This is a genomic window from Dorea acetigenes (assembly GCF_025567385.1).
GTDB classification, from domain to species: Bacteria; Bacillota; Clostridia; order Lachnospirales; family Lachnospiraceae; genus Claveliimonas; species Claveliimonas acetigenes.
In genome coordinates, this window is sequence record NZ_JAOQJU010000034.1 from 1 (window position 1) to 21561 (window position 21561).

The window sequence follows — 21561 nt, forward strand, 5'->3', positions numbered from 1 at the left end:
AACTTACGTTTCTTTTAGACCGTAGGTCTATTAAGGTTACCCTTTTCCAAAAAAATCTTTTTCATTTTCCTCTTGACATATCACCAAATTGCTTCCGAAGACAAATACTCTTCCAAAAATTCAGCAACCTCCGTTAATTGATTCGATCAATCTTATTTTAATTCCATTGACCGATTTTGAAAAGAAGAAATGAATAAAAACTCTTTTAAAATTTCAAAACGCTTGTAAAACATAACGAAATCTTTGTTTTTCTTCCGTTTTTTTGCAGGAAACAATTGACGCATTTTCAATTTATGGTACAATGGTAACATTGAGGAATAGCAGGATGGAGGATACGAAAGTGGCAACATACGAAGAATTATCAAAAGAAGAATTATTATCATTAAAATCTGGCTTAGAAGCACAATTTGAAGAAGTGAAAGCAAAAGGGCTGAAACTTGACATGTCAAGAGGGAAGCCTTCTACAGAACAGTTGAATCTTTCTATGGAAATGATGGATGTTCTGAACAGTGACTCTGACCTTGTCTGTGAAGAAGGCGTTGACTGCCGTAATTACGGAGTTCTTGACGGTATCAAGGAAGCGAAGCAGCTCCTCGCCGATATGATGGAGGTTCCGAAGGATAATATCGTCATCTTTGGGAATTCCAGCCTGAACGTAATGTATGACACCATTGCACGTTCCATGACTCACGGCGTTATGGGAAGCACGCCCTGGTGCAAATTAGATAAAGTAAAATTCCTGTGTCCGGTTCCCGGTTATGACAGACATTTTGCAATTACAGAATATTTTGGGATTGAAATGATTAATGTCCCGATGACACCCACCGGACCGGATATGGATATGGTAGAAAAGCTGGTAGAAAGCGACCCGGCAATTAAGGGAATCTGGTGTGTACCGAAATATTCAAATCCCCAGGGGATTACCTATTCCGATGAAACCGTACACCGTTTTGCCAAGCTGAATCCGGCGGCAGAGGATTTCCGTATCTTCTGGGATAATGCTTACGGCATCCACCATTTATATGAAGACAAACAGGACTACCTGATTGAGATTCTTATGGAATGTAAAAAGGAAGGACACCCTGACATGGTTTACAAGTTCTCTTCTACTTCCAAGATCAGTTTCCCCGGATCAGGAATTGCTGCTATCGCTGCTTCTGATGCTAACCTGGAAGACATCCGCAAGCAGATGAAGATTCAGACCATCGGACACGACAAGGTGAATCAACTGCGGCACGCAAGATACTTCGGAGACATCCATGGAATGGTAAAGCATATGAAAAGACATGCAGATATTATGCGGCCAAAGTTTGATACCGTTCTGAACACACTGGAAAGAGAATTAGGCGGCCTGGGAATCGGTTCCTGGCTCTCACCGCGTGGCGGTTATTTCATTTCCTTCGATTCTATGGAAGGATGTGCAAAGAAAATTGTGGCTAAGGCAAAAGAAGCCGGCCTTATTATGACAAATGCAGGAGCTACCTTCCCTTATGGAAAGGATCCAAAGGACAGCAATATCCGTATCGCCCCTTCCTATCCTACGGAAGAAGAGCTTGCTGTGGCAACGCAGATTTTCGTACTCAGTGTTAAGCTGGTAAGTATTGATAAGATTCTTTCACACAAAGAATAAACCTTCTATAAAATATAAACCCAACGCAAGAAGGACGCCTCCCGGCGTCCTTCTTGTCTATGCATCACATCTCTATTTACTTAGCAGCTCTCTCAGCATCTGATTCACCATTCCCGGATTTGCTTTCCCTTTCATAGCCTTCATGGTCTGTCCCACCAAAGCTCCCAAAGCTTTTTCCTTTCCGCCTCTATAATCGGCTGCTGCCTGCGGATTATCTGCAATAATCTTCTCTACGACAGCCTGAAGCGCTCCCGTATCATTAACGGTCTTCAAGCCCTTCTCTTCCACGTATTGCTCCGGATCTACATCTTCTGTAAAAATCTTCTCAAAAACTTCCTTCGCCACAGAACTGTTAATCGTTCCCGCATCTGCAAGTTCAATCAACTTAGCAAGATTCTCCGGGGAAAACCGGATATCTTCTGCTTCCATGTCATGTTCCTTCAGAAGCCGAAGCGTCTCTACCATCAGCCAATTGGATACTTTCTTGGGCTTCTTGCAGATAGCCGTCGTAGCTTCAAAGATATCCGCCAGCTTCTTCGTTCCCGTAATAATCTCGGCATCATACTGCGGAATATCAAATTCCTTCTTATAGCGTTCCAGCTTCTCTGTGCGCAGCTCCGGCTGCCTTGCCCGAATCTCGGCAATCCATTCGTCGCTGATTACAATCGGTACCAAATCCGGTTCCGGGAAATAACGGTAATCCTGTGCATCCTCTTTCGACCGCATTGCATGAGAAGATTCTTTATTATCATCCCACCGTCTGGTCTCCTGTACAACGCTCCTTCCGGCTTCCAAAAGGTCAATCTGACGCTGGCGCTCTCCCTCAATTGCCCGTGCAATCGCTTTAAAAGAATTTAGGTTCTTCATCTCCGTCCTGGTTCCGAACTTCTCAGAGCCAACTTCCCTTACGGATAAGTTGACATCTGCTCTCATGGAGCCTTCCTGAAGCTTACAATCCGACGCTCCAAGATACTGAATAATCATGCGAAGCTTCTCCAGATACGCAATAACCTCATCGGCAGAACGCATATCCGGCTCAGACACAATTTCCACCAATGGGACGCCGCTTCGGTTATAATCCACCAGCGATGTATCATCCCACTCATCATGAACCAATTTCCCGGCGTCCTCTTCCATATGCATCTCATGGATACGAACCTTCTTTTTCATATCCCCTACTTCAATCTCCACATAGCCATTTCTGGCAATCGGAAGATAGAGCTGGGAAATCTGATAATTCTGCGGATTATCAGGATAAAAATAATTCTTCCGGTCAAATTTACATACCTTTGTTATCTCACAGTTGGTCGCAAGCCCGATAGCCGCTGCATACTCAACTACCTGTTTGTTTAATACCGGAAGCGAACCCGGCATACCTGTACACACCGGGCAGGTATGGGTATTTGGCGCGCCTCCAAACTCCGTGCTGCAGGAGCAGAATATTTTTGTCTTTGTCGCAAGCTCCACATGAACCTCCAGACCAATCACCGTCTCGTACTGTTTTGCCATAATTATCTGTCTCCTTTCTGCTGTCTGTCCTCACTGCACGCCTTCACAAGCCCCGGCCTTTCATAGGTTCTGCTTTTCTCAAAAGAATATGCCGCCCGGATAATTTTCTTTTCCGCAAAGCAGTCTCCAATAATCTGCATTCCAATCGGAAGCCCTTTGGAATCCGTTCCTACCGGAATGCTGATTCCCGGCAGCCCTGCCAGATTGACAGATACCGTATAAATATCTCCCAGATACATTTTCAACGGATCGCTTAAGCTCTTGCCAAGTTCCGGCGCAGTTGTGGGCGATGCCGGCGCCAGTATGACGTCATATTCTGCAAATGCTTTGTCAAACGCCTGCTTAATCAAAGCCTTTGTGCGCAGTGCTTTCAAATAGTAAGCATCGTAATAACCGGAACTTAAAACAAAAGAACCCAGCATGATTCTTCGTTTTACTTCTTCACCAAATCCTTCAGAACGGGATTTCTTATACATATTGTGAAGTCCCTCATACTCTTCCGTGCGATAGCCATATTTTACCCCATCAAAGCGGGATAAGTTGGAACTTGCTTCTGCGGAGGCAATCACATAATAAGCCGGAATCGCATACTGTACCAGACTCAAGTCGAACTCTTCCACAATAGCTCCTTTTGCTTCCAGTACTTTTGCCGCCGCATAAATTGCATCCCTCACTTCGCTGTCCAGTCCTTCTCCAAAATAATCTCTGGGGATACCAATCTTCATTCCCTTCACATCCTCGGTCAGGGCGCTGGTAAAATCGTAGGTTTCTCTTGCAATGGATGTACTGTCTTTTTTATCATGAGAGGCAATCGTTTCAAGAATTACTGCACAGTCCGTCACATCTCTGGCAATCGGTCCAATCTGATCCAACGAAGAGCCATAAGCAATCAATCCGTACCGGGATACCGTCCCATAGGTCGGCTTCATCCCCGTCACCCCACAAAAAGCACTGGGCTGACGGATAGAACCGCCTGTATCCGAACCCAGGGCATAGAAGCATTCTTCTGCCGCCACCGCCGCACAGGAACCGCCCGAAGAACCGCCTGGCACATGTTTTAAATTCCATGGGTTCTTCGTCTCTCCATAATAGGAAGTTTCTGTAGTACTTCCCATGGCAAATTCATCCATATTCGTCTTACCCAGAATAACCGCCCCTGCCTTCTCCAGATTCTGTACGGCCTCCGCTGTAAATGTAGGTTTAAAATCCCCCAGAATTCTGGAACTGCAGGTAGTCAGCATATCTTTCGTACACATATTATCCTTAATGGCAACCGGAACTCCGGCAAGGGGACCTGTAAGGACTCCCTTGTCGATAAGCTTTTGAACTTCATCAGCACGCTTAATCGCCCCTTCCCTGTCAATCGTCACATAACTGTGGACGTCCGCTTCTACTCTGTCAATCTGTGCAAATGCCGCCTCTGCCGCTTCTCTGGCGGAGATTTCCTTTGCCTGAATCTTTTTCCCTAACTCAACCGCTGTCAAACTTATCATATCCATACTGACGCTGCCTCCTATCCAATCGTTTTCGGTACTTTAAAGCTCTGATCTTTCTTAAGCGGAGCATTGGCAAGTGTATCTTTACTGCCGTCGCCATTTGTCACTACATCCTCCCGAAACACATTGTGAATCGGGAACACATGGGACATCGGTTCGATTCCCTCTGTATCAAGCTCATTCAACGTGTCGATATAATCCAGCATCTTTTCCATATCCGCTTTTGCCTTTTCCTTCTCCTCACCGGACAGCTCCAGCTTCGCCAGAATCCCTACATATTCAATTGTTTCATCTGAGATCTTATTCGCCATAGTCTTCTCCTTCCTGCACATAATAAGACAGATAATCCTGTGAAATAATTCCCTCGCTGGGCTTTAGTACCATTTCCTGTTCTTCTTCCTCCCAGCTTATGACAGCTCCCTGCGGAAGCACCAGATTCTTATAGCCATTCGTACCGGAAGAATCTGCATCCAGCCAGAGATAGCTCTCCTGTATTAAATCCGGTCCGTCATAAACCATAACCTGAAGGCTTACATAGCCATTTTCCATATACAAATCATATACACCCGGCTCAAAGTCCACGCCTGCCTGCATTTCTCCGCCACGCAAGGTGACCGTCTCCGTCAAAGGATTCTGTTCCATGGCTGCTGATTCATCCATCTGCCCATTTTCTGTTGCAAATTCCACCGATGCTTCGCCGCTCACTTCTACCCGCGCCCCTGTATAAATCCGAACATCTTCACACTGCGCATTCTCCTGCATATTCAGACTTTCGTATAAATAAATGCCATTCGCATCATCCGTAACATTTACAGAGGCATAACCCTCTTTGATGCTGACGGTATACGCTCCTTCCGGGAGATGCACGCCTCCCACATATTCGCCCTGGCTTAAGTCCACACGAAAACGCTCTCCATCCTCTGACAACTCACGCTGCACATATTCATAAGGATTATAGTCATAATCATAGTTATAATCATAATCATCAAACAAACCGGTAATTTCCTCCAGGCCGCTGCCACCCCATTCCTGTGCCATGTCACCCACAGCCGATATTACACTTGCAGCAATTCCCAATATAATGAAAATAACCGGAATCAGTGCCACCCGTTTTTTAGAATTCTTTTTCTGCGACGGCTGCTGCTGTACCCAGCGTTTTTGTTCCAACTCCTGGCGTTTTTGTTTCGGCTCCTGGCGCTTCTGCCCGGAAGCGCGGTCTGCCTGCACCTTCCGGCGGTCAGTTTCCTCCGGATGTGGATGTACATGGGTCAACGGCTGATTATCACAGCTGCTCTGGTTTATCTTATAATTCCTGTCAGTTTTCGTATTATCCAAACCACATTCTGTACATACATTCTCACTATTTAATTTTCCCCCGCATAAACTACACTTTTTTCCAAACATAACCTTTCCCTCTCATTCTCCCGGGGAACTTCCCCACTAAGGCTCCAGTCTGCTTAAATCTCTCGGAAAGAGCGTGGTTTCTCTCACATTATCCTCGCCCACCAGCTTCATGGTAAGACGTTCCAGACCAATCCCAAGCCCGCCATGAGGCGGCATTCCATGCTTAAAAGTATCCAGGTAATGGGTCAGGCCTTCTTCCTCCATGCCGCGGGCGGCAAGTTTGTCAAGAAGCATCTGATAATCATGGATACGCTGTCCTCCGGTCGTAATCTCAAGCCCTTTATACAGTAAGTCAAAACTTAATGTATACCTGCTGTCCTCCGGATCATCCATCGCATAGAACGGCCGTTTCTTAGATGGATAATGGGTCACAAATACAAAATCACTGCCCCACTCTTCCTTCGCATACTGGCTGATCAACTGTTCCTCTTCCGGTTCTAAATCAAACGGATTCTTAATCCTCCGGTCATACTTTTCCGAAACCTTCTGTTTAATTTCATCAAAGCGGACTGCCGGAATCTTCGAGACATCTGGAAGTGTAATATCCAGGATTTTCAATTCTTTTGCATAATCTTTCTTTAAAAGCTCCATCAAGTACTGTAAAAATCCCGTCTCCATCGCCATGACGTCTTCAAATCCGTCGATATAACCCATCTCAAAATCCAGACTGGTGTATTCGTTCAGATGACGCTTTGTATTATGCTTCTCCGCACGGAATACCGGTGCAGTCTCAAATACACGGTCATAAACTCCCACCATCATCTGCTTATACAACTGCGGGCTCTGCTGCAGGATAGCCGGTCTGTGGAAATATTCCAGACGGAATAAGTTCGCGCCGCCCTCTGCACTCTTCGCCCCAAGTTTTGGCGTATGAATCTCCGTAAATCCCTGGCCATATAAGAAATCACGAAATGCTCTTGTAATTCCTTCCTGAATCTTAAACTTTGCTCTTTCCCGGATATTGCGAAGCGCAATCGACCGGTAATTCAGCTTTGCATCCACCGATGTATTTAACTTCCATTTGGAAATAGCAAGAGGCATCCGCTCATCTGCAGGCTCACTTAAAATACGGATACTTTCCATACGTATCTCTATGCCATTCGGAGCCTTTTCATTCTGCTCCAGCACACCTTCTATCTCAATAGTATCAGCTTCCTTCACATCCTTCAATGCAAATTTAGAAACGCCTTCCTCATAAACACACTGAAGCAGTCCTTCCCGCTTTCTCAAAACGACAAAAGCAACATTTCCCATATTACGGATCGTATGAACCGCACCATTTACTTTGACAGTCTGCCCTTCGCCGTCCACTGCCAGCAATTCGCTGATTTCCAAAGTTTCTTTCTGTCTGACGCCTGTTAAAAATTCCATAATCTGTTCTCCTTCCTTTGACCGGTGCTCCGGAAAATAGAATAAAAAAAATCCCGGAACACATTTACGTATTCCGGGACGGATATTCTTCATAATCCGCGGTACCACCCGCATTGAAGCTCTTTTATACAACACGGCTGTATCGCTGCAGTCTTTTTTGTATCTGCAAAAAGCTTCCTCTCTTATATGCTTAACGCGCATCCACGTACTGACCTACTGCTATTTCAACCAGTCTGCTCCCAAGTGTTCCCATATCTCCCATTCCTCAAAAGATGCTCTCAGTCGGTGACATCTTATTCCTGTCAAGTTCCAGGGATTAGAGTCTTGTTCATCGCTTTACTTTATTAAATCGGTTTTTATATTAGCACAGTATTCCCGTTTTTGCAAGATTATAATACAAAAAAATTCACTTTTGGATATCAGTTCAGCCATCAATATCATTCTCCCTGCACAGAGCGCCCCACCAAATAATCCAGCGTCACTCCAAATTCATCCGCAATCCTGCACAAAATGAATATGTCCGGAATCCGTTTTCCACGCTCGTAGGACGAAACCGATGTCCGATCCACTCCAATCCTTTTTGCAAGTTCAATTTGTTTCCATTCATTTTCCAGCCGAAGCTCCTTAATCCGCAAACCCACATCATATAACAGTTGTATGTTTTTCCCACTTTCCATCTAAATATTCTCTCTCAAATTCACTTTTACATCTTTAATCAACCGGTTAATAATTTTAAGTTCCGTATTACTACAATCTTTCAACGACTCCATAATCTCACCCTGGAATATCATTTCGGAATTATCAAGACTATCGCAAAGCAGCTGATCCGTCGTAACCTGCAGGGCATTGGCCGTTTTTACCAGAAAATCTACACTCAGTTTAGTTGTTCCATTCTCCACATGACTGATATGCGGAATTGAATAATCAATCTCATAAGACAGGGTCTGCTGGGACATTCGCCGCTTCTTCCTTATTTCCTTAATTCTTAAGCCAAGTTTACAATAATCCATAAAACTACCTCCAGCATTCGTAGGTCGGTATACCAGCTAATAATACACTACATTCATTTTAGTAAAATCTCATTAGATTTAACATGCATCACAAAGACACAATTATGTATAGAATTTAATTTTATGAATTATTTTTTCATCATTCACCAATAAAATAACAAATAGGTACAGGGCAAATGTTAATTCAGGACGTAGTAAAATGTCATTTTACTACGTCCTGAATTAACACGCATTTACACAATTCTTCCATTTTGTCATGTACGCTCCCACTGTCCCGTTCATCCGTCAGGGTGACAATCGTATCGCTTGCCATCAGCCTTGTCCTGCCGCGGGGTATGAGTTCTTCCCCTTCCCGCCGGATTGCAACCAGCAGGCAGTTCTGCGGCCATTCTACCTCGCTGATGGTTTTGCCTGCCAACCTGGAACCATGCATAATCACAAAATCTGCCAAAACCTTCTGACCGTGATTCTCCGGTACTGCCTCTCCTTGTTTCCTGAGAAGGCGTTCCAACAGGCTTTCATAAATCGGCTTCGACCTAAGAAGCGTCGCCGTGATATATGCCACAATCGATACCAGTGTCAGAGACAGCATCTGACTTACAGAACCTGTCATTTCAAAAATGAGAATAATTCCCGTAAGGGGCGCCCGTACAATCGCTGTAAAATATCCTGCCATAGACAAAAGCACGATGTTATTCACATACATTGCATCCAGTCCGAAATATTTCACACTTATCAGACCAAACGCTCCTCCAATACAGCCGCCCAGCACCAGAAGCGGAAAGAAGATCCCGCCCGGCGCTCCTGACCCAAAGCAGACCGCCGAAAAAATGAATTTGCTAATTAAAATAATCAGTACCATATGCAGCATAACGCCTTCGCCGCCAGTCAGCCATTCTATAACAGAATGTCCGCTTCCTAAAATTTCCGGCATCGTGAATCCAAGAATTCCGGCACACGCAAAGGGTATCATTAACTTCGTCGTGGTATTTAAAAATTTTGCCCGGTTGTAAAGGGATTGCACTTTTAATGTAAACCAGTTATAAAAAGCTCCCAGGATTCCCAACACAAAACCCAGTATCAGAAGCAATCCATAGTACTCTCTCGGCAGGGCATCTACAAGATCAAATGTAAAGACCGAATCCACTCCCATCACGGCCGATGCCAGAAAATCTGCCGTAACAGACGCTGACATAACAGAAATCAAAACTGACACTGAAAAATTCTTATGTACCTCTTCCAGTGAAAACATTACTCCCGCAAGGGGCGCCTGAAATGCAGCAGAAAGTCCCGCGCTTGCCCCACAGGTAAGAAGGAATCTCTCTTCTGTCTTACCTCTGTCAAGCCCTTTGGAAATACCCTTTCCTGCCATGGCTCCCAACTGGATTGACGGGCCTTCCCGCCCCAGGGACATTCCTCCAAGAATACATAAAAATCCGCCCAGAAATTTTGCTGGAAGCACTTTCCACCATACCTGATCGATCTTTCCCGACATCTCACCTTCCAACTGCGGAATTCCGCTTCCGGATATGAGCGGTTCATAATCTACCAGTTTCCCGACCACAACTGCCAGAATCAGCAGAACACCAAACCACACCGCCATCCGTATCGGGGATTGTCCGATATACGCAAGAATTCTCTGCAGCCATTCCCCCGCATATTCGAGGAAAATACGATACAGAATCACCATAAGTCCCGCAATTCCACCCACTATAATCCCCTCGCCAATCAATACAACCTGAAATCTTTCCGCACGCTTAATCGTACTCGCTGTACTGTTCTTCATGTCAACAAATTCTCCCATCCTGAATTATTGGAGTTTCTCTTTTTGTCTGCTCCTTTATACCGTCCTATATTATAACAAAGAACCCGAAAGTTAAGCAATGGTAAAAAATAATTCCCGCCATTTAACCTCCATTCAATTGTTTTTGAACTTCAAACAGCTATACTATATATAGGAGCATTCCAAAAAATTATGAAGGAGATAATCAGGCATGGCAATCGGAGATATCATCAGAAAATATAGAAAAAACAAAGGAATGACTCAGGAGGAAATGGCCGCTTGTCTTGGCGTAACTACCCCTGCTGTCAATAAATGGGAAAAAGGTAATACGCTGCCGGATATCACTTTGCTTGTACCCATTGCACGGCTGCTTGGTATTACCACAGACGAACTATTATCCTTTAAGATTGAATTAGCAGATGAAGAAATTAATCAATATCTATCGAATGTACAAAAAGACCTAGAGAATAAGATCTTCCATATATGGCGCTGAAAGCTGCCGTGATGGTAAATCTTATTCATATTTCTCCATAAAGCTGAGACGGTCCAAAGGTATCAGAATCAAGCCCTGTCATGCATCTTCTAAAAAAACAATTACTGCTTCTTTTAGAAGTGCGTGCTGATACAGAAGTTTGTAAAACTCTTTCCAGCATTGACAAAATAAGTTATCTGGTATTCATCCTGGAACTCCCTTTAATAGATGGCAAATTTCCCCGTTTTATGATATACTTCATGCTAAGAAAACTATCAAAAACGGAATATACCAAAGATGAGGGAGGCAGACATGAACCAGCAGACAGATGATGAAAGAAGAGAACGTGAGAGAATCAGAAGGAGGCGCGCCGCACGCAGGCGTCAGATTGTTCTTCGCAGGAGGCTGATGCTTGCAGGCGCCACACTGCTGATGGTGATTATATTAGGCGGGGTTATCCGGAACGCCCTGGCAGATTCATCCAAAAATGAGTCCAAAAGTGAAAGTGCAAAGAAGGTTACCATAGACCCGGAAGAGCAGGAGTCTTCTAAGGAGGTGGAAGAATCCACTGCCACCTTATTCACTGCCGGAGACATTATTATGCATAAGCCGTTCCTGACCTCTCCTGCCTACTACAAAGAGGATGGAACCTATGATTATAATCCCATTTTTACATACGTAAAGAGTTATCTGGAATCCGCTGACTTTGCCGTCACCACACTGGAATGCGCGCTGACAGACGGAGATTACAGCGGCTACCCTACTTTCCACTCCCCGGATGCAATCGCAGAAGCTCTGGCGGCAAATGGCGTGGATATGTGCCTGCTTGCCAACAACCACATTTATGACAATGGAGATGAGGGTCTGCAGCGAACTATGGATGTGATGACGCAGAATTCTCTTCTTTACGCCGGAACCCGCAAGACTACCTCTGATAAAACTTACACGATCCAGGATATCGGCGGCATTAAAGTTGGCTTTTTCAACTATGTATTCGAGACAGAAGAAGTGAACGGACAGAAAACCATTAACGGCATCGCAGTCACCGATGAAAGCGCACCCTTAATCAACAGCTTCCAATCCAATGATTTGGAATCCTTTTACCGGGAAATCGAAACCGGCCTGGAAGAAATGGAAGCGGAAGGCGTGGAATTTACGGTAGCCTATATGCACTGGGGGATTGAGTACCAGACAGAAGAGTCTGAAGAACAGGATGCCATGGCTCAGCGGCTCTGTGACATGGGTATTGACGCCCTGATCGGCAGCCACCCGCATGTCATCCAACCGGTAGACCTGCTGGAAAGCGCTGATGGAAATCATCAGATGTTATGTGCCTATGCAATCGGAAATCACCTTTCCAACCAGCGTACCGAATATATGGACGGACTTGCCTACGGGCATACAGAAGACGGACTCATGCTCTCCCTGACACTCCACCGGGATAAGGAAGGACAGGTATCTATCGAAAAAGCAGATTTCATCCCCACCTGGGTATCGCTCACCAACAATAATGGAGCTGAATACTATATCCTTCCGCTAAATGAACCGGACAAGCTGGAAGAGATGACCGGACTTAGTGTTGCCGCAGATGCTCAGGAATCTCTGGCTAGAACCAACGCCATTATCGGCGAAGGCGTTAATAAAGTACAGCAGGCGCTGCCCCTGAAATAGGGGTAGCGATGCATACCAAGGCACAATCTTTTTATTCATCCGACTCCGGCTTACAACCAATATAGATACCGCAGAATGCCGGAATATCTATCTCAAGTCTATTTCCTTCTATTATCCACGTTTCCTTCTCCTTCACGCTTCCTCCGTAACATTCTTCTTCACTATTTAAAACAACCTGGTATGTACCATCCGGAACCTCCAAAGAAAATTTTCCCTGTGTTTTATCCGAAAAATTAAACACAGCTATCATCATCTGTCCGCCGCCTTTTCTTGAAAAAGCATAAATACATTTCTCTTCCTGATGGCAGTCAAGCCACTGGAAGCCTTCCGTCTGATAATCCTTCTCCCACAGGGCAGGCGTACACAAATACAGATGATTTAAATCCTTCATGAAATGATGAAATGCATCGTGGATCGGATATTGAAGCAAATCCCAATCCATCTGGCGCTTCTCATCCCATTCCCGCATATGGCCGAATTCATTTCCCATAAAATTCAATTTCTTGCCCGGATGCGCATACATATACATATAAAATGCTCTTGCCTGGGGAAATTTCTTGTCATATTCTCCATTCATCTTCTGCAGAATCGTTGCCTTTCCATGTACCACCTCATCATGGGATAAAGGCAGCAGGTAATTTGCATCATAATAGTACATCATGGAAAATGTCAGTTTGTGATATTCTTCTGTCCGGTATTCCGGCGCCGAACGGAAATAATTCAACGTATCATTCATCCAGCCCATATCCCATTTATAATCAAATCCAAGACCGCCTTCCCCTGCATCCTTCGTCACGCCCGGATAGGAAGTAGAATCCTCCGCTGCAAGAAGGATACCCGGATACCGCTCCTTCAATCCCCGGTTCATATATTGCAGAAATTCCACTGCATTCCGGTTCACACCCCGGGCAGGCTCCCCCTGCCAATAAATAATCCGGCTGATAGCGTCCATTCTAAGCCCGTCAATATGGTATTCCTCCATCCAATAAGCAGCACAAGACTGCAGGAAACTTCGCACTTCCCCTCTGGAATGCATGAAATTCTTGCTTCCCCATTCGCTGTCCCCCACATCCCGATGCGGATATTCATACAGCGGCGTGCCGTCATAATTTGCCAGCCCATATCCATCCACCGCAAAATGTACCGGGACAAAATCCAGAATCACCCCAATACCATTCTGATGAAACTTATCCACCATCTCTTTTGCTTCCAGCGCCGTCCCATAGCGGGAAGTAGGGCTGAAAAACCCGGTGTTCTGGTATCCCCAGGATTCATCGCAGGGATGCTCGCTAAGGGGCATGAATTCCACATAATTATATCCATATTCCTTCAGATAAGGAATCAGGATATCCGCCAGTTCCTGATATCGGTACCAGCCATTTTCTTCTTCCGGGTTCTTCTTCCAGGAACCCGCATGCACTTCATAAATATTCAATGGCTTCTCCTTGCAGTCACAGCGTTTTTCCATCCATTCTCTGTCTGCAAACGCATACCCGCTCAAATCCCGGATTATGGACGCACTGGCGGGTCTGAGCTCCATCCCATAGCCGTAAGGGTCGCAGTGGTCTGTCCACGAACCGTCCCTTGTATAAATCCTATACTTATACATCATCCCCGGCTTAGCATCCGCGATTCTGCATTCCCAGAAATTCCGGTCATGAATCCGATACATCTCCGTGCCGTTCCATCCATTAAATTCCCCAATCACTTCAATCCTCACTGCTGCCGGGGCAAATGTACGAAACACGGCGCCGCCTCCCTCTATCCGACATCCAAGGAAATGATGTGCGTCAAATATTTTCCCTGTGTAAAACCCGTACATATCCATACTATCTTCCTCCGTATCCACAGCGGTAAAACCGCTCTGCTTATTATTTTTTTAATGGCATTCGCTTAATTGACTGCCGTCGTTTTTCTTGCTATACTGATTTTACCGAAAATCAAAGTTACGTACCATCATCAATTTTACACATCCGTAAAATAATTGACGGATTGAAAAAATAGTCAAAAAGGAGACATTATGGACCTGCGCGTAAAACGTACCCGTATCAATATTACCAATGCTTTTATTGAATTGCGCTCAAGAAAGCCGATTGAAAAAATCACGATAAAAGAACTGTCAGAGCTTGCATTTATTAATAAAGCAACCTTCTATCAGCATTACAAAGACATTTATGATTTATCCGAGACGCTGGAAACCGAGCTGATTAATAACATCGTACGCTCCATTCCTCATCTGGACACCCTAAGTGACAATCCCGGGCGCGCCACCTTAGAGCTCACGGAGGCAATGCTGTCGCAGACCACACTGCTTCATACCCTATTTTCCGGAAGCCGTCAGGAAATTATGATTACCCGGCTGGAAGATACCATCCGGAAATTCGTGTTTCAAAAACATCCGGAATATGAAAAGAACCTTGAAAAAGAAATATTACTTACATTCCTTATCCAGGGTTCTTTCCATGCATTTTTAAAACACAGCGGTGACGATGCCGACTCCGCCGTGAAGATTATCGCCGGATTTGCCGAGAAGCTCCAGCTCCAATAGCTCCTCTGAAATCATCTCATTTACATCAATTTTCTGAACAGTTCCTTCAGATCTTCTACATTAGTATCCTTCGGATTGCCCGGGCAGCATGCGTCTGCATATGCAGATTCTGCAAGGAACTGCAGGTCTTCTTCTTTGATTGCTTCAAGCTTGGCCGGGATTCCTACATCAATAGAGAGCTGCTGTACTGCATCTACAGCCGCTTTTCTGTATTCTTCTACTGACATCTCATCTACGCCCTTTACACCCATTGCTCTTGCGATTTCCCGGTACTTCTCTCCGGTACATTCTGCATTGTATTCCATTACGATTGGAAGCATCATTGCACATGCCACACCGTGCGGCGTGTCATATACTGCCCCAAGCGTATGCGCCATGGAATGAGCGATTCCCAATCCTACGTTAGAAAAGCCCATACCTGCAATATACTGTCCAAGAGCCATGCCTTCGCGGCCTTCCTTCTCATTTGCCACAGCCCCTCTTAAAGACTTTCCGATAATCTCGATTGCTTTAAGATGGAACATGTCTGTCATCTCCCACGCTGCTTTCGTTGTATAGCCTTCAATTGCGTGTGTCAAAGCGTCCATACCAGTAGAAGCTGTCAGCCCCTTCGGCATAGAAGACATCATATCAGAATCTACAACAGCAATAACCGGCATATCGTGCGGGTCAACACATACAAATTTTCTCTTCTTTTCCACGTCCGTAATGACATAGTTAATCGTAACCTCTGCAGCCGTTCCTGCTGTCGTAGGCACCGCAATAATCGGTACACATGGATTCTTTGTAGGCGCTGTACCCTCCAGGCTTCTTACATCCTCAAATTCCGGATTGGCAATAATAATTCCCACAGCCTTTGCCGTATCCATAGAAGAACCGCCGCCGATAGCGATAATATAATCTGCCTCTGCCTTTTTAAAAGCAGCAACTCCATTCTGTACATTCTGGATGGTAGGATTTGCCTTAATGTCAGAATAAACTTCATATGCCAGCCCCGCTTCATCCAGCACATCCGTAACCTTCGCCGTTACTCCGAATTTAATCAGATCCGGGTCTGAACATACAAACGCTTTCTTAAATGCTCTTGCTTTTGCTTCTGCCGCAATTTCTTTGATTGCTCCCGCTCCATGATAGGAGGTTTCGTTTAACATAATTCTGTTTGCCATCTTCATTCTCTCCTTTTCTTTGGCATTAACATTTTACTTGTCTTTATTTTAACAATTCCGTCTCCAAATAAAAAGTTACAAAATGGCAAATGTGTCACCTAGCTGATAAGTTTTAATTCCCGGAAGACTTCTGCAAGCCCCGCCGGCATCGCTTCCACCAGGGAATGCGCCAGTTCCCGGGGCGTCCGCTCCATCCTGCCTAACACCCACTGCACCGTCATATAAATCGACCCCTGGCAGTACATTTCCAGGAGGAAACGTAAGTTTTCCGTCAGCTTCTTCCCTGACTTCGATTCAATCTTTTCCGTATAAAACTGCAGGATCAGGCAGAAATCATGGTCTTTGAGGCAATTCTGTTCGTCAGATTTAAAGGCTGCACGGAAAAACACTTTTTCCTTATCAATAAATTCAAACTTCTTCACCAGTCCTTCATAGATTGTCCTGCCCTCTCCCATATGTTCAAAAGACTCCAGTAGGATTTTATCGAAATACCAGTTAATCAGATCATATTTATCCTGAAAATTCCGATAAAATGTCTGCCTTGTTGTTCCACAAGTATCTGCAATCTCCTTCACTGTAATCCGCTCCACCGGCGTATCCTTCATACATTGCTTCATTGCATCCGCCAGCCGGTATTTCATCAGTTCCTGTTTCTTCATCTTACGGAACCTCCTCTTTATGACGCAAGCCGTCCGTCTTACTCTCTATCTTCTATTCTACAGCCGACTGCTTCACACGCGCAAGACCTTTTGCGACGGATGGTACAGATATAATAATAAGAGTAATGATTCCCTCCGCCAGAAGAAAACTATAATTATACACAATCGGATACACGCTCTTTAACGCCGCCGGAAAATTATCCGGCATATAAGACATCCAGTACAGGTATCCGCCCAAGGCATGAAACGCCCCTCTTGCAAGCACTGCCACAACATATCCTTTTATCAGCCCTCCCTTGCTCTTCGCAAAAAAGCCTGCAACTCCCAATGCCGCAAAAGCAAGGATATAATCGCAGCATACCTGGAAAAAGGACAGCACGTACGGCTCCTGTATAAACTGAAGAATACCATAAGCAAGTCCAACCAGCATTCCCGTCTTTACACCATACCAATTTGCTACCAGTACAATAAATAACATGCTGCAAAGCGTTACGCTTCCGCCCCACGGCAGCCGAAAAATCCTGATATAAGATGTCAGAAACGCAAGCGCTATCGCCATCGCACAGAATACCAACTGTTTCGTTCCCATTTTCTTTTTCCCGGAACTCTTTCCCGCGAAATAAGACGCCAGCGCAAGAACTGCCAATCCCACAATTACACACACTACATAACCGGCTGTCGTAAGACCGCCCTCTGCATTAACCATAAATCCAAACATAAAAAAGCCTCCCAATAAAATGGTAACAATATATCACAAAAAAATCAAGAGTCACTAAACTCTTGATTTATAAGTAAAAATCGGAGTGACAGGATTTGAACCTGCGACCTCTACGTCCCGAACGTAGCGCTCTACCAAACTGAGCCACACTCCGTTATATTGACCGGACATCTTGGATAACCGCAACACCCGGCGCCCCTGCCAAGGAACTACGGAAAAGGGACTTGAACCCCTACTAACAGAGTCAGAGTCTGCTGTGCTGCCAATTACACCATTCCGCATCATTTTGTTTTCGTTCTTCTGTGTTGTCCAGCAAACAAATATTATTATACCAAAAACTTTTCAAAAATCAACCCCTTTTTTTGTTTTTTTTGTTTTTGGTTTTTCTCACCAATTTTAAATGCCGAAAAGTGTAAATTTATGGTAAAAAAGCAGAAATTATTTTCTAAAGGTTCGTTTTCTGTATCCTATAAACAGGAGCATCGTCAATATAAAGGTTATTCCCTCTGCCATAAGCGGACTCCACCAGATACCCGCTCCGCCAAAAAGTGCCGTCAGTGCTGCCAGGCTGAGAACCAATGCCACAATCGTTCTCGAAAGAGAAATGCAAGTTGCCTCAGCAGGCTTCTCTACTGCCGTAAAATAACCGCCAACGACTACATTATAACCGGCAAGCAAAAATGACAGAGCAAAGATACGAAGCACATCGCAGGAATACTTATATAAATCCCCCATATCCGGCGCAATGAACAGCTTCACGATTCCATTTGCTCCCAGCAGGCATCCACCGGTAAATAGAACAGACGCCACCACTGCTGCCGTAATGCCATAGCGGAAAAGCTTTCTGCATTTATCCATCCGCTTCTGTCCATAATAATAACTAATCAAAGGCTGATAACCCTGCGCAATCCCTACCATCGTCATGATCGCGATTGAATTCACATAAGAAATAATGGTATAGCTTACCAGCGCATCTTCATTTAAGAACTTAAGAATCGCCTGGTTAAATAAGAAAATAATCAATCCGGTAGACAATTCTGTAATTCCGGAAGGCAGGCCATTCTTAAACTCTCGCCAGACAAGCGGTATATCCGGCTTAAATCTGCAGAATTTAATCGTACCCTTCTTTCCGCAAAAATGTACCAGATACAGTGTAATCAAAAGCACATGGGCAATGCCTGTAGCAAGCGCTGCGCCGCCAATTCCCATATGCCATCTCATTACCATGAAATAATCAAGGATTACATTTACCGCAGAACCAATTGTCACAATTGCAGTCGCTCTCTTCGGATATCCATCCGTCTTAATCAATGTTTCGAAAGAATAGGATAGGATAAATAATCCCGAAAACGGTACAATGCTTCCCAGGTATTCCAGCACGTATTCCATATTCACTTCCGTAGCTCCGAGAAACGCCGCAACGGGCTTAAGATTCAGCATTACCACCACCGTAATCACAACCGAAAAGATGGTAAGCAGTACAATATTCTGAGTAAAAATCTCATTCGCTTTCCTGCCATCCTTCTCCCCCAGCTTAATCGCTACAACCGTGGATGTTCCTACCGCAAATAAAATAGAAACAGCATACAGCGCCATAATATAGGGCATCACGATATTTACAGCGGTCAGCGCCACCTCCGACACACCTCTTGCCACAAATATTCCGTCTACCATCGTATAAAGCGCAAATACCCACTGGGCAACGATAGACGGTATGATAAATTTCATAAAATCTCTTTTTAAAGAATTTCCTTCCAGCATCATGACAGAACCTCTCCTTTTCTCTCTTGCATTTACAGCATAAACCTTAGTATAATACTAAGGTCAAGAGATTACTATTATTTTTATAGGAGGAAGTTTTGTGAAACATTATTACCGAATCGGTGAAATTTCCAGTCTCTACAATATCAGCTCCGATTCTCTTCGTTATTATGAAGAACTGGGAATTTTAAAACCAAAGCGCGGAGAAAATAATTATCGGATGTACCATATCCATGATATCTGGCGGCTGAATGTCATCCGCGACCTGCGGGAGCTGGGCTTTTCTATGGAACGCATCCGGGAATACCTGAACAACCGGAGTCTGGCAGGTACGGAAGCGCTTCTTCAGGAAGAGCTGACTGTAATTGAAGAAAAAATGCAGTCTCTGGATGCACTGAAAACTAATATAGAAGACCGCCTGGAAACCCTGCGGGATACCAGGAAACAGCCCCTTGGCATCATCGAAAAAAAGGAAATTCCCGAACGTCATTGCTATACCATCCATTCCGGTTATAAGCTCGACACGGAGATGGACATATTAATCAAACAATTACTGAATAAGAATCCGGACAAACTCTACATCATCGGCAATAACCGTATTGGTTCCGTCATCCCTCTTGAAAGCGCTATAGCCGGACACTTCAGACATTACACAGACGTCTTTATCATAGACAAAGATGGGGATGAAACCATCCCCGGCGGAGCCTACCTTACCGTAAGCTATCAGGGCGACTGTGCCCAGAACGCAGACTATATCCCACGGATGTTGAATTACGCCCGGGAACAAGGACTTTCCCCGGAAGGACCTTTTCTGGAACTTCTATGGGCAGATATCCACCAGAGTGAAAAAGAGCAAGAACATATTACAGAATTACAAATAAGGTGCGGGGAATAATCCCCGCACCTTATTCCAAACAGACGGCTTCTGGCCTCAAGCCGCTTTACCTAATGTCTTGTTTAATACTTCCGCAGAAATCTTGTGATAATCGTCGCACATTCCGCACGATTTGCATTTCCCTGCGGGTCAATTCTTGTTTCATTATCCTTTCCGGTAATGATTCCGGTTCCGACTGCCCACTGCATCGCTTCCCGGGCAAAGGAACTTACACTGGAAGCATCTGCAAATTTGCTGAAATCAGCTTTTTCGCTGACATCATATCCCAAACCTTGTGCATAGCGGTACATCATAACCGCCATCTGCTCACGGGTAATATTGTCAGCAGGTCCAAAAAGCCCCGTATTAGAATAACCGGTTACAACACCAACATCACTTGCCCAGAGTATTGCATTCGTATACCACTGTTCATTCGCCACATCCGGGAATTTTGGCGTATATGTTACTGCCGGTTCACCGCTCATCCGATAAAGAATCACTGCAAACTGTGCTCGTACCAGAGGATCTGCCGGGCCAAAGACTGTAGGCTTCAATCCCGTCATGATATTGTTATAATAAACATTCGCCACATAGTCGAAATACCAGTCCGTATCATTTACATCTGTAAATGGCATAGGTTCGCAGACATAGATAGGGAATGTAGTTGTTTTCCCTCCGTAAGTAACCGTTACTGTCTGCTCTTCATTCAATTTTGATTCATCATAAGCGCTGCACATCTCACTGATAACCGGCATATAAGAGGTTCCATGTTTGCATTCTACCTTCAATACCAGTCCCAGATCATCTATATCTTCTCCTCGCTCCAACAGGTAAGTATACGCATTCTCTTCCTCAATGGATATACTGGTTGGCGTACAGCTTCCAATAAACATCTGAACCCAATAATTATAATAGTGATTCGGATCATTTTCATTATAACCATACCCTACCGCAAGATGATTATAATCCGTATCCAGCATGTTCGCACGGTGTCCCTCACTGTTCCACCAGCCGTCTAATACTTCAGCCGCATCAGCATAACCTGCTGCGATATTCTCTCCGCCAACATCATAGGAAGCTCCCGCTTCTGTTAAAGCCGTAAAACAGTCGTTCCCATTTGGTCTGGTGTGATCAAAGAAAGTCTGTATCTCCTGTGCCCTGACATCCGCCGCCTTCTGCATCTTGTCCGTAACAGACAAAGGCTGAAGACCATTTATCATACGAATCTTATTCGTACCATACAGGACTGCCCACTCTTCAATACTGCATCCTACAGAAGACAAATCGGCAGTCTCAAAGACTTCCTCCATATCTTCTGCCGCAAATTCAGGCATCACTGCATCTTCTGCCACCTGAATTCCTTCCTCCGTCTGTCCCTTCCAAGAAGCAGCGTCTCCTATCACCGCTGCCTCCTTAGCACTCACTGGCATCGCCATCATGCTAAACGCCAAAACTGCCGCCAAAATCCTGGTTCTTTTTTTCATACTCT

Annotated in this window: 19 protein-coding genes and 2 tRNA genes; 5 read left to right on the plus strand and 16 right to left on the minus strand. The window is 44.8% G+C overall.

Annotated features, from left to right (window positions below):
• Window positions 1-340 precede the first annotated feature (340 nt).
• Window positions 341-1630: an aspartate aminotransferase type Ic gene (locus tag OCV99_RS16220; RefSeq protein ID WP_158371910.1), complete on the plus strand. Its 1290-nt coding sequence runs from the start codon at window positions 341-343 to the stop codon at window positions 1628-1630.
• 72 nt (window positions 1631-1702) lie between these two features.
• On the opposite strand, the gene gatB is transcribed toward OCV99_RS16220, so the two are convergent.
• From gatB to OCV99_RS16260, 8 genes are all read right to left on the minus strand, one after another.
• A complete protein-coding gene (gene gatB / locus OCV99_RS16225) occupies window positions 1703-3139 on the minus strand; it encodes an Asp-tRNA(Asn)/Glu-tRNA(Gln) amidotransferase subunit GatB (RefSeq protein WP_158371912.1) in 1437 nt (478 codons plus the stop codon).
• Between the two features lie 2 nt (window positions 3140-3141).
• Window positions 3142-4638 carry an Asp-tRNA(Asn)/Glu-tRNA(Gln) amidotransferase subunit GatA gene (gatA, locus tag OCV99_RS16230; RefSeq protein WP_158371914.1) on the minus strand — a complete coding sequence of 499 codons (1497 nt, stop codon included), beginning with the start codon at window positions 4636-4638 and terminating at the stop codon, window positions 3142-3144.
• A gap of 14 nt (window positions 4639-4652) precedes the next feature.
• A complete protein-coding gene (gatC, locus tag OCV99_RS16235) occupies window positions 4653-4946 on the minus strand; it encodes an Asp-tRNA(Asn)/Glu-tRNA(Gln) amidotransferase subunit GatC (protein ID WP_158371916.1) in 294 nt (97 codons plus the stop codon).
• On the minus strand, window positions 4936-6039 hold the full coding sequence (locus OCV99_RS16240) for a hypothetical protein (RefSeq protein WP_158371918.1): 1104 nt from the start codon (window positions 6037-6039) through the stop codon (window positions 4936-4938). The genes gatC and OCV99_RS16240 overlap by 11 nt, the downstream gene beginning before the upstream one ends.
• Window positions 6040-6075: 36 nt before the next feature.
• The gene (gene aspS, locus OCV99_RS16245) at window positions 6076-7410 is read right to left on the minus strand and encodes an aspartate--tRNA(Asn) ligase (RefSeq protein ID WP_158371920.1); all 1335 of its coding nucleotides are present in this window, start codon (window positions 7408-7410) and stop codon (window positions 6076-6078) included.
• 437 nt (window positions 7411-7847) lie between these two features.
• On the minus strand, window positions 7848-8087 hold the full coding sequence (locus OCV99_RS16250; protein WP_158371922.1) for a helix-turn-helix domain-containing protein: 240 nt from the start codon (window positions 8085-8087) through the stop codon (window positions 7848-7850).
• The gene (locus tag OCV99_RS16255; protein WP_158371924.1) at window positions 8088-8420 is read right to left on the minus strand and encodes a helix-turn-helix domain-containing protein; all 333 of its coding nucleotides are present in this window, start codon (window positions 8418-8420) and stop codon (window positions 8088-8090) included.
• 202 nt (window positions 8421-8622) lie between these two features.
• Window positions 8623-10206, minus strand: a complete 1584-nt coding sequence (locus OCV99_RS16260; protein WP_158371926.1) for a ClC family H(+)/Cl(-) exchange transporter — start codon at window positions 10204-10206, stop codon at window positions 8623-8625.
• A gap of 208 nt (window positions 10207-10414) precedes the next feature.
• On the opposite strand from OCV99_RS16260, the gene OCV99_RS16265 reads away from it, so the two are divergent.
• Entirely contained in the window at window positions 10415-10696 is a 282-nt protein-coding gene (locus OCV99_RS16265) for a helix-turn-helix domain-containing protein (RefSeq protein ID WP_158371928.1), read from the plus strand.
• A gap of 291 nt (window positions 10697-10987) precedes the next feature.
• Entirely contained in the window at window positions 10988-12346 is a 1359-nt protein-coding gene (locus OCV99_RS16270; RefSeq protein WP_262575961.1) for a CapA family protein, read from the plus strand.
• A gap of 31 nt (window positions 12347-12377) precedes the next feature.
• On the opposite strand, the gene glgB is transcribed toward OCV99_RS16270, so the two are convergent.
• Window positions 12378-14174, minus strand: coding sequence for a 1,4-alpha-glucan branching protein GlgB (gene glgB, locus OCV99_RS16275; RefSeq protein WP_158371932.1), 1797 nt, complete (start codon window positions 14172-14174; stop codon window positions 12378-12380).
• A gap of 192 nt (window positions 14175-14366) precedes the next feature.
• On the opposite strand from glgB, the gene OCV99_RS16280 reads away from it, so the two are divergent.
• Window positions 14367-14894: a TetR/AcrR family transcriptional regulator gene (locus tag OCV99_RS16280; RefSeq protein ID WP_158371934.1), complete on the plus strand. Its 528-nt coding sequence runs from the start codon at window positions 14367-14369 to the stop codon at window positions 14892-14894.
• Between the two features lie 20 nt (window positions 14895-14914).
• On the opposite strand, the gene fucO is transcribed toward OCV99_RS16280, so the two are convergent.
• From fucO to OCV99_RS16310, 6 genes are all read right to left on the minus strand, one after another.
• On the minus strand, window positions 14915-16060 hold the full coding sequence (fucO, locus tag OCV99_RS16285) for a lactaldehyde reductase (protein WP_158371936.1): 1146 nt from the start codon (window positions 16058-16060) through the stop codon (window positions 14915-14917).
• Window positions 16061-16158: 98 nt separating this feature from the next.
• On the minus strand, window positions 16159-16719 hold the full coding sequence (locus OCV99_RS16290) for a TetR/AcrR family transcriptional regulator C-terminal domain-containing protein (RefSeq protein WP_262575963.1): 561 nt from the start codon (window positions 16717-16719) through the stop codon (window positions 16159-16161).
• 52 nt (window positions 16720-16771) lie between these two features.
• Window positions 16772-17437 carry an energy-coupled thiamine transporter ThiT gene (locus tag OCV99_RS16295; protein WP_158371938.1) on the minus strand — a complete coding sequence of 222 codons (666 nt, stop codon included), beginning with the start codon at window positions 17435-17437 and terminating at the stop codon, window positions 16772-16774.
• 80 nt (window positions 17438-17517) lie between these two features.
• Window positions 17518-17591, minus strand: a tRNA-Pro gene (locus OCV99_RS16300).
• Between the two features lie 55 nt (window positions 17592-17646).
• Window positions 17647-17718, minus strand: a tRNA-Gln gene (locus OCV99_RS16305).
• Window positions 17719-17875: 157 nt separating this feature from the next.
• Complete coding sequence (locus OCV99_RS16310; protein ID WP_158371940.1) at window positions 17876-19201, minus strand: MATE family efflux transporter; 1326 nt, start codon at window positions 19199-19201, stop codon at window positions 17876-17878.
• A gap of 97 nt (window positions 19202-19298) precedes the next feature.
• On the opposite strand from OCV99_RS16310, the gene OCV99_RS16315 reads away from it, so the two are divergent.
• Window positions 19299-20093: a MerR family transcriptional regulator gene (locus tag OCV99_RS16315; protein WP_158371942.1), complete on the plus strand. Its 795-nt coding sequence runs from the start codon at window positions 19299-19301 to the stop codon at window positions 20091-20093.
• Window positions 20094-20155: 62 nt separating this feature from the next.
• Here the strand turns inward: OCV99_RS16315 and OCV99_RS16320 are convergent, their stop codons facing one another.
• Window positions 20156-21556 (minus strand): CAP and S-layer homology domain-containing protein, encoded by a 1401-nt coding sequence (locus tag OCV99_RS16320; protein WP_158371944.1) that lies wholly within the window; start codon window positions 21554-21556, stop codon window positions 20156-20158.
• Window positions 21557-21561: the final 5 nt, after the last annotated feature.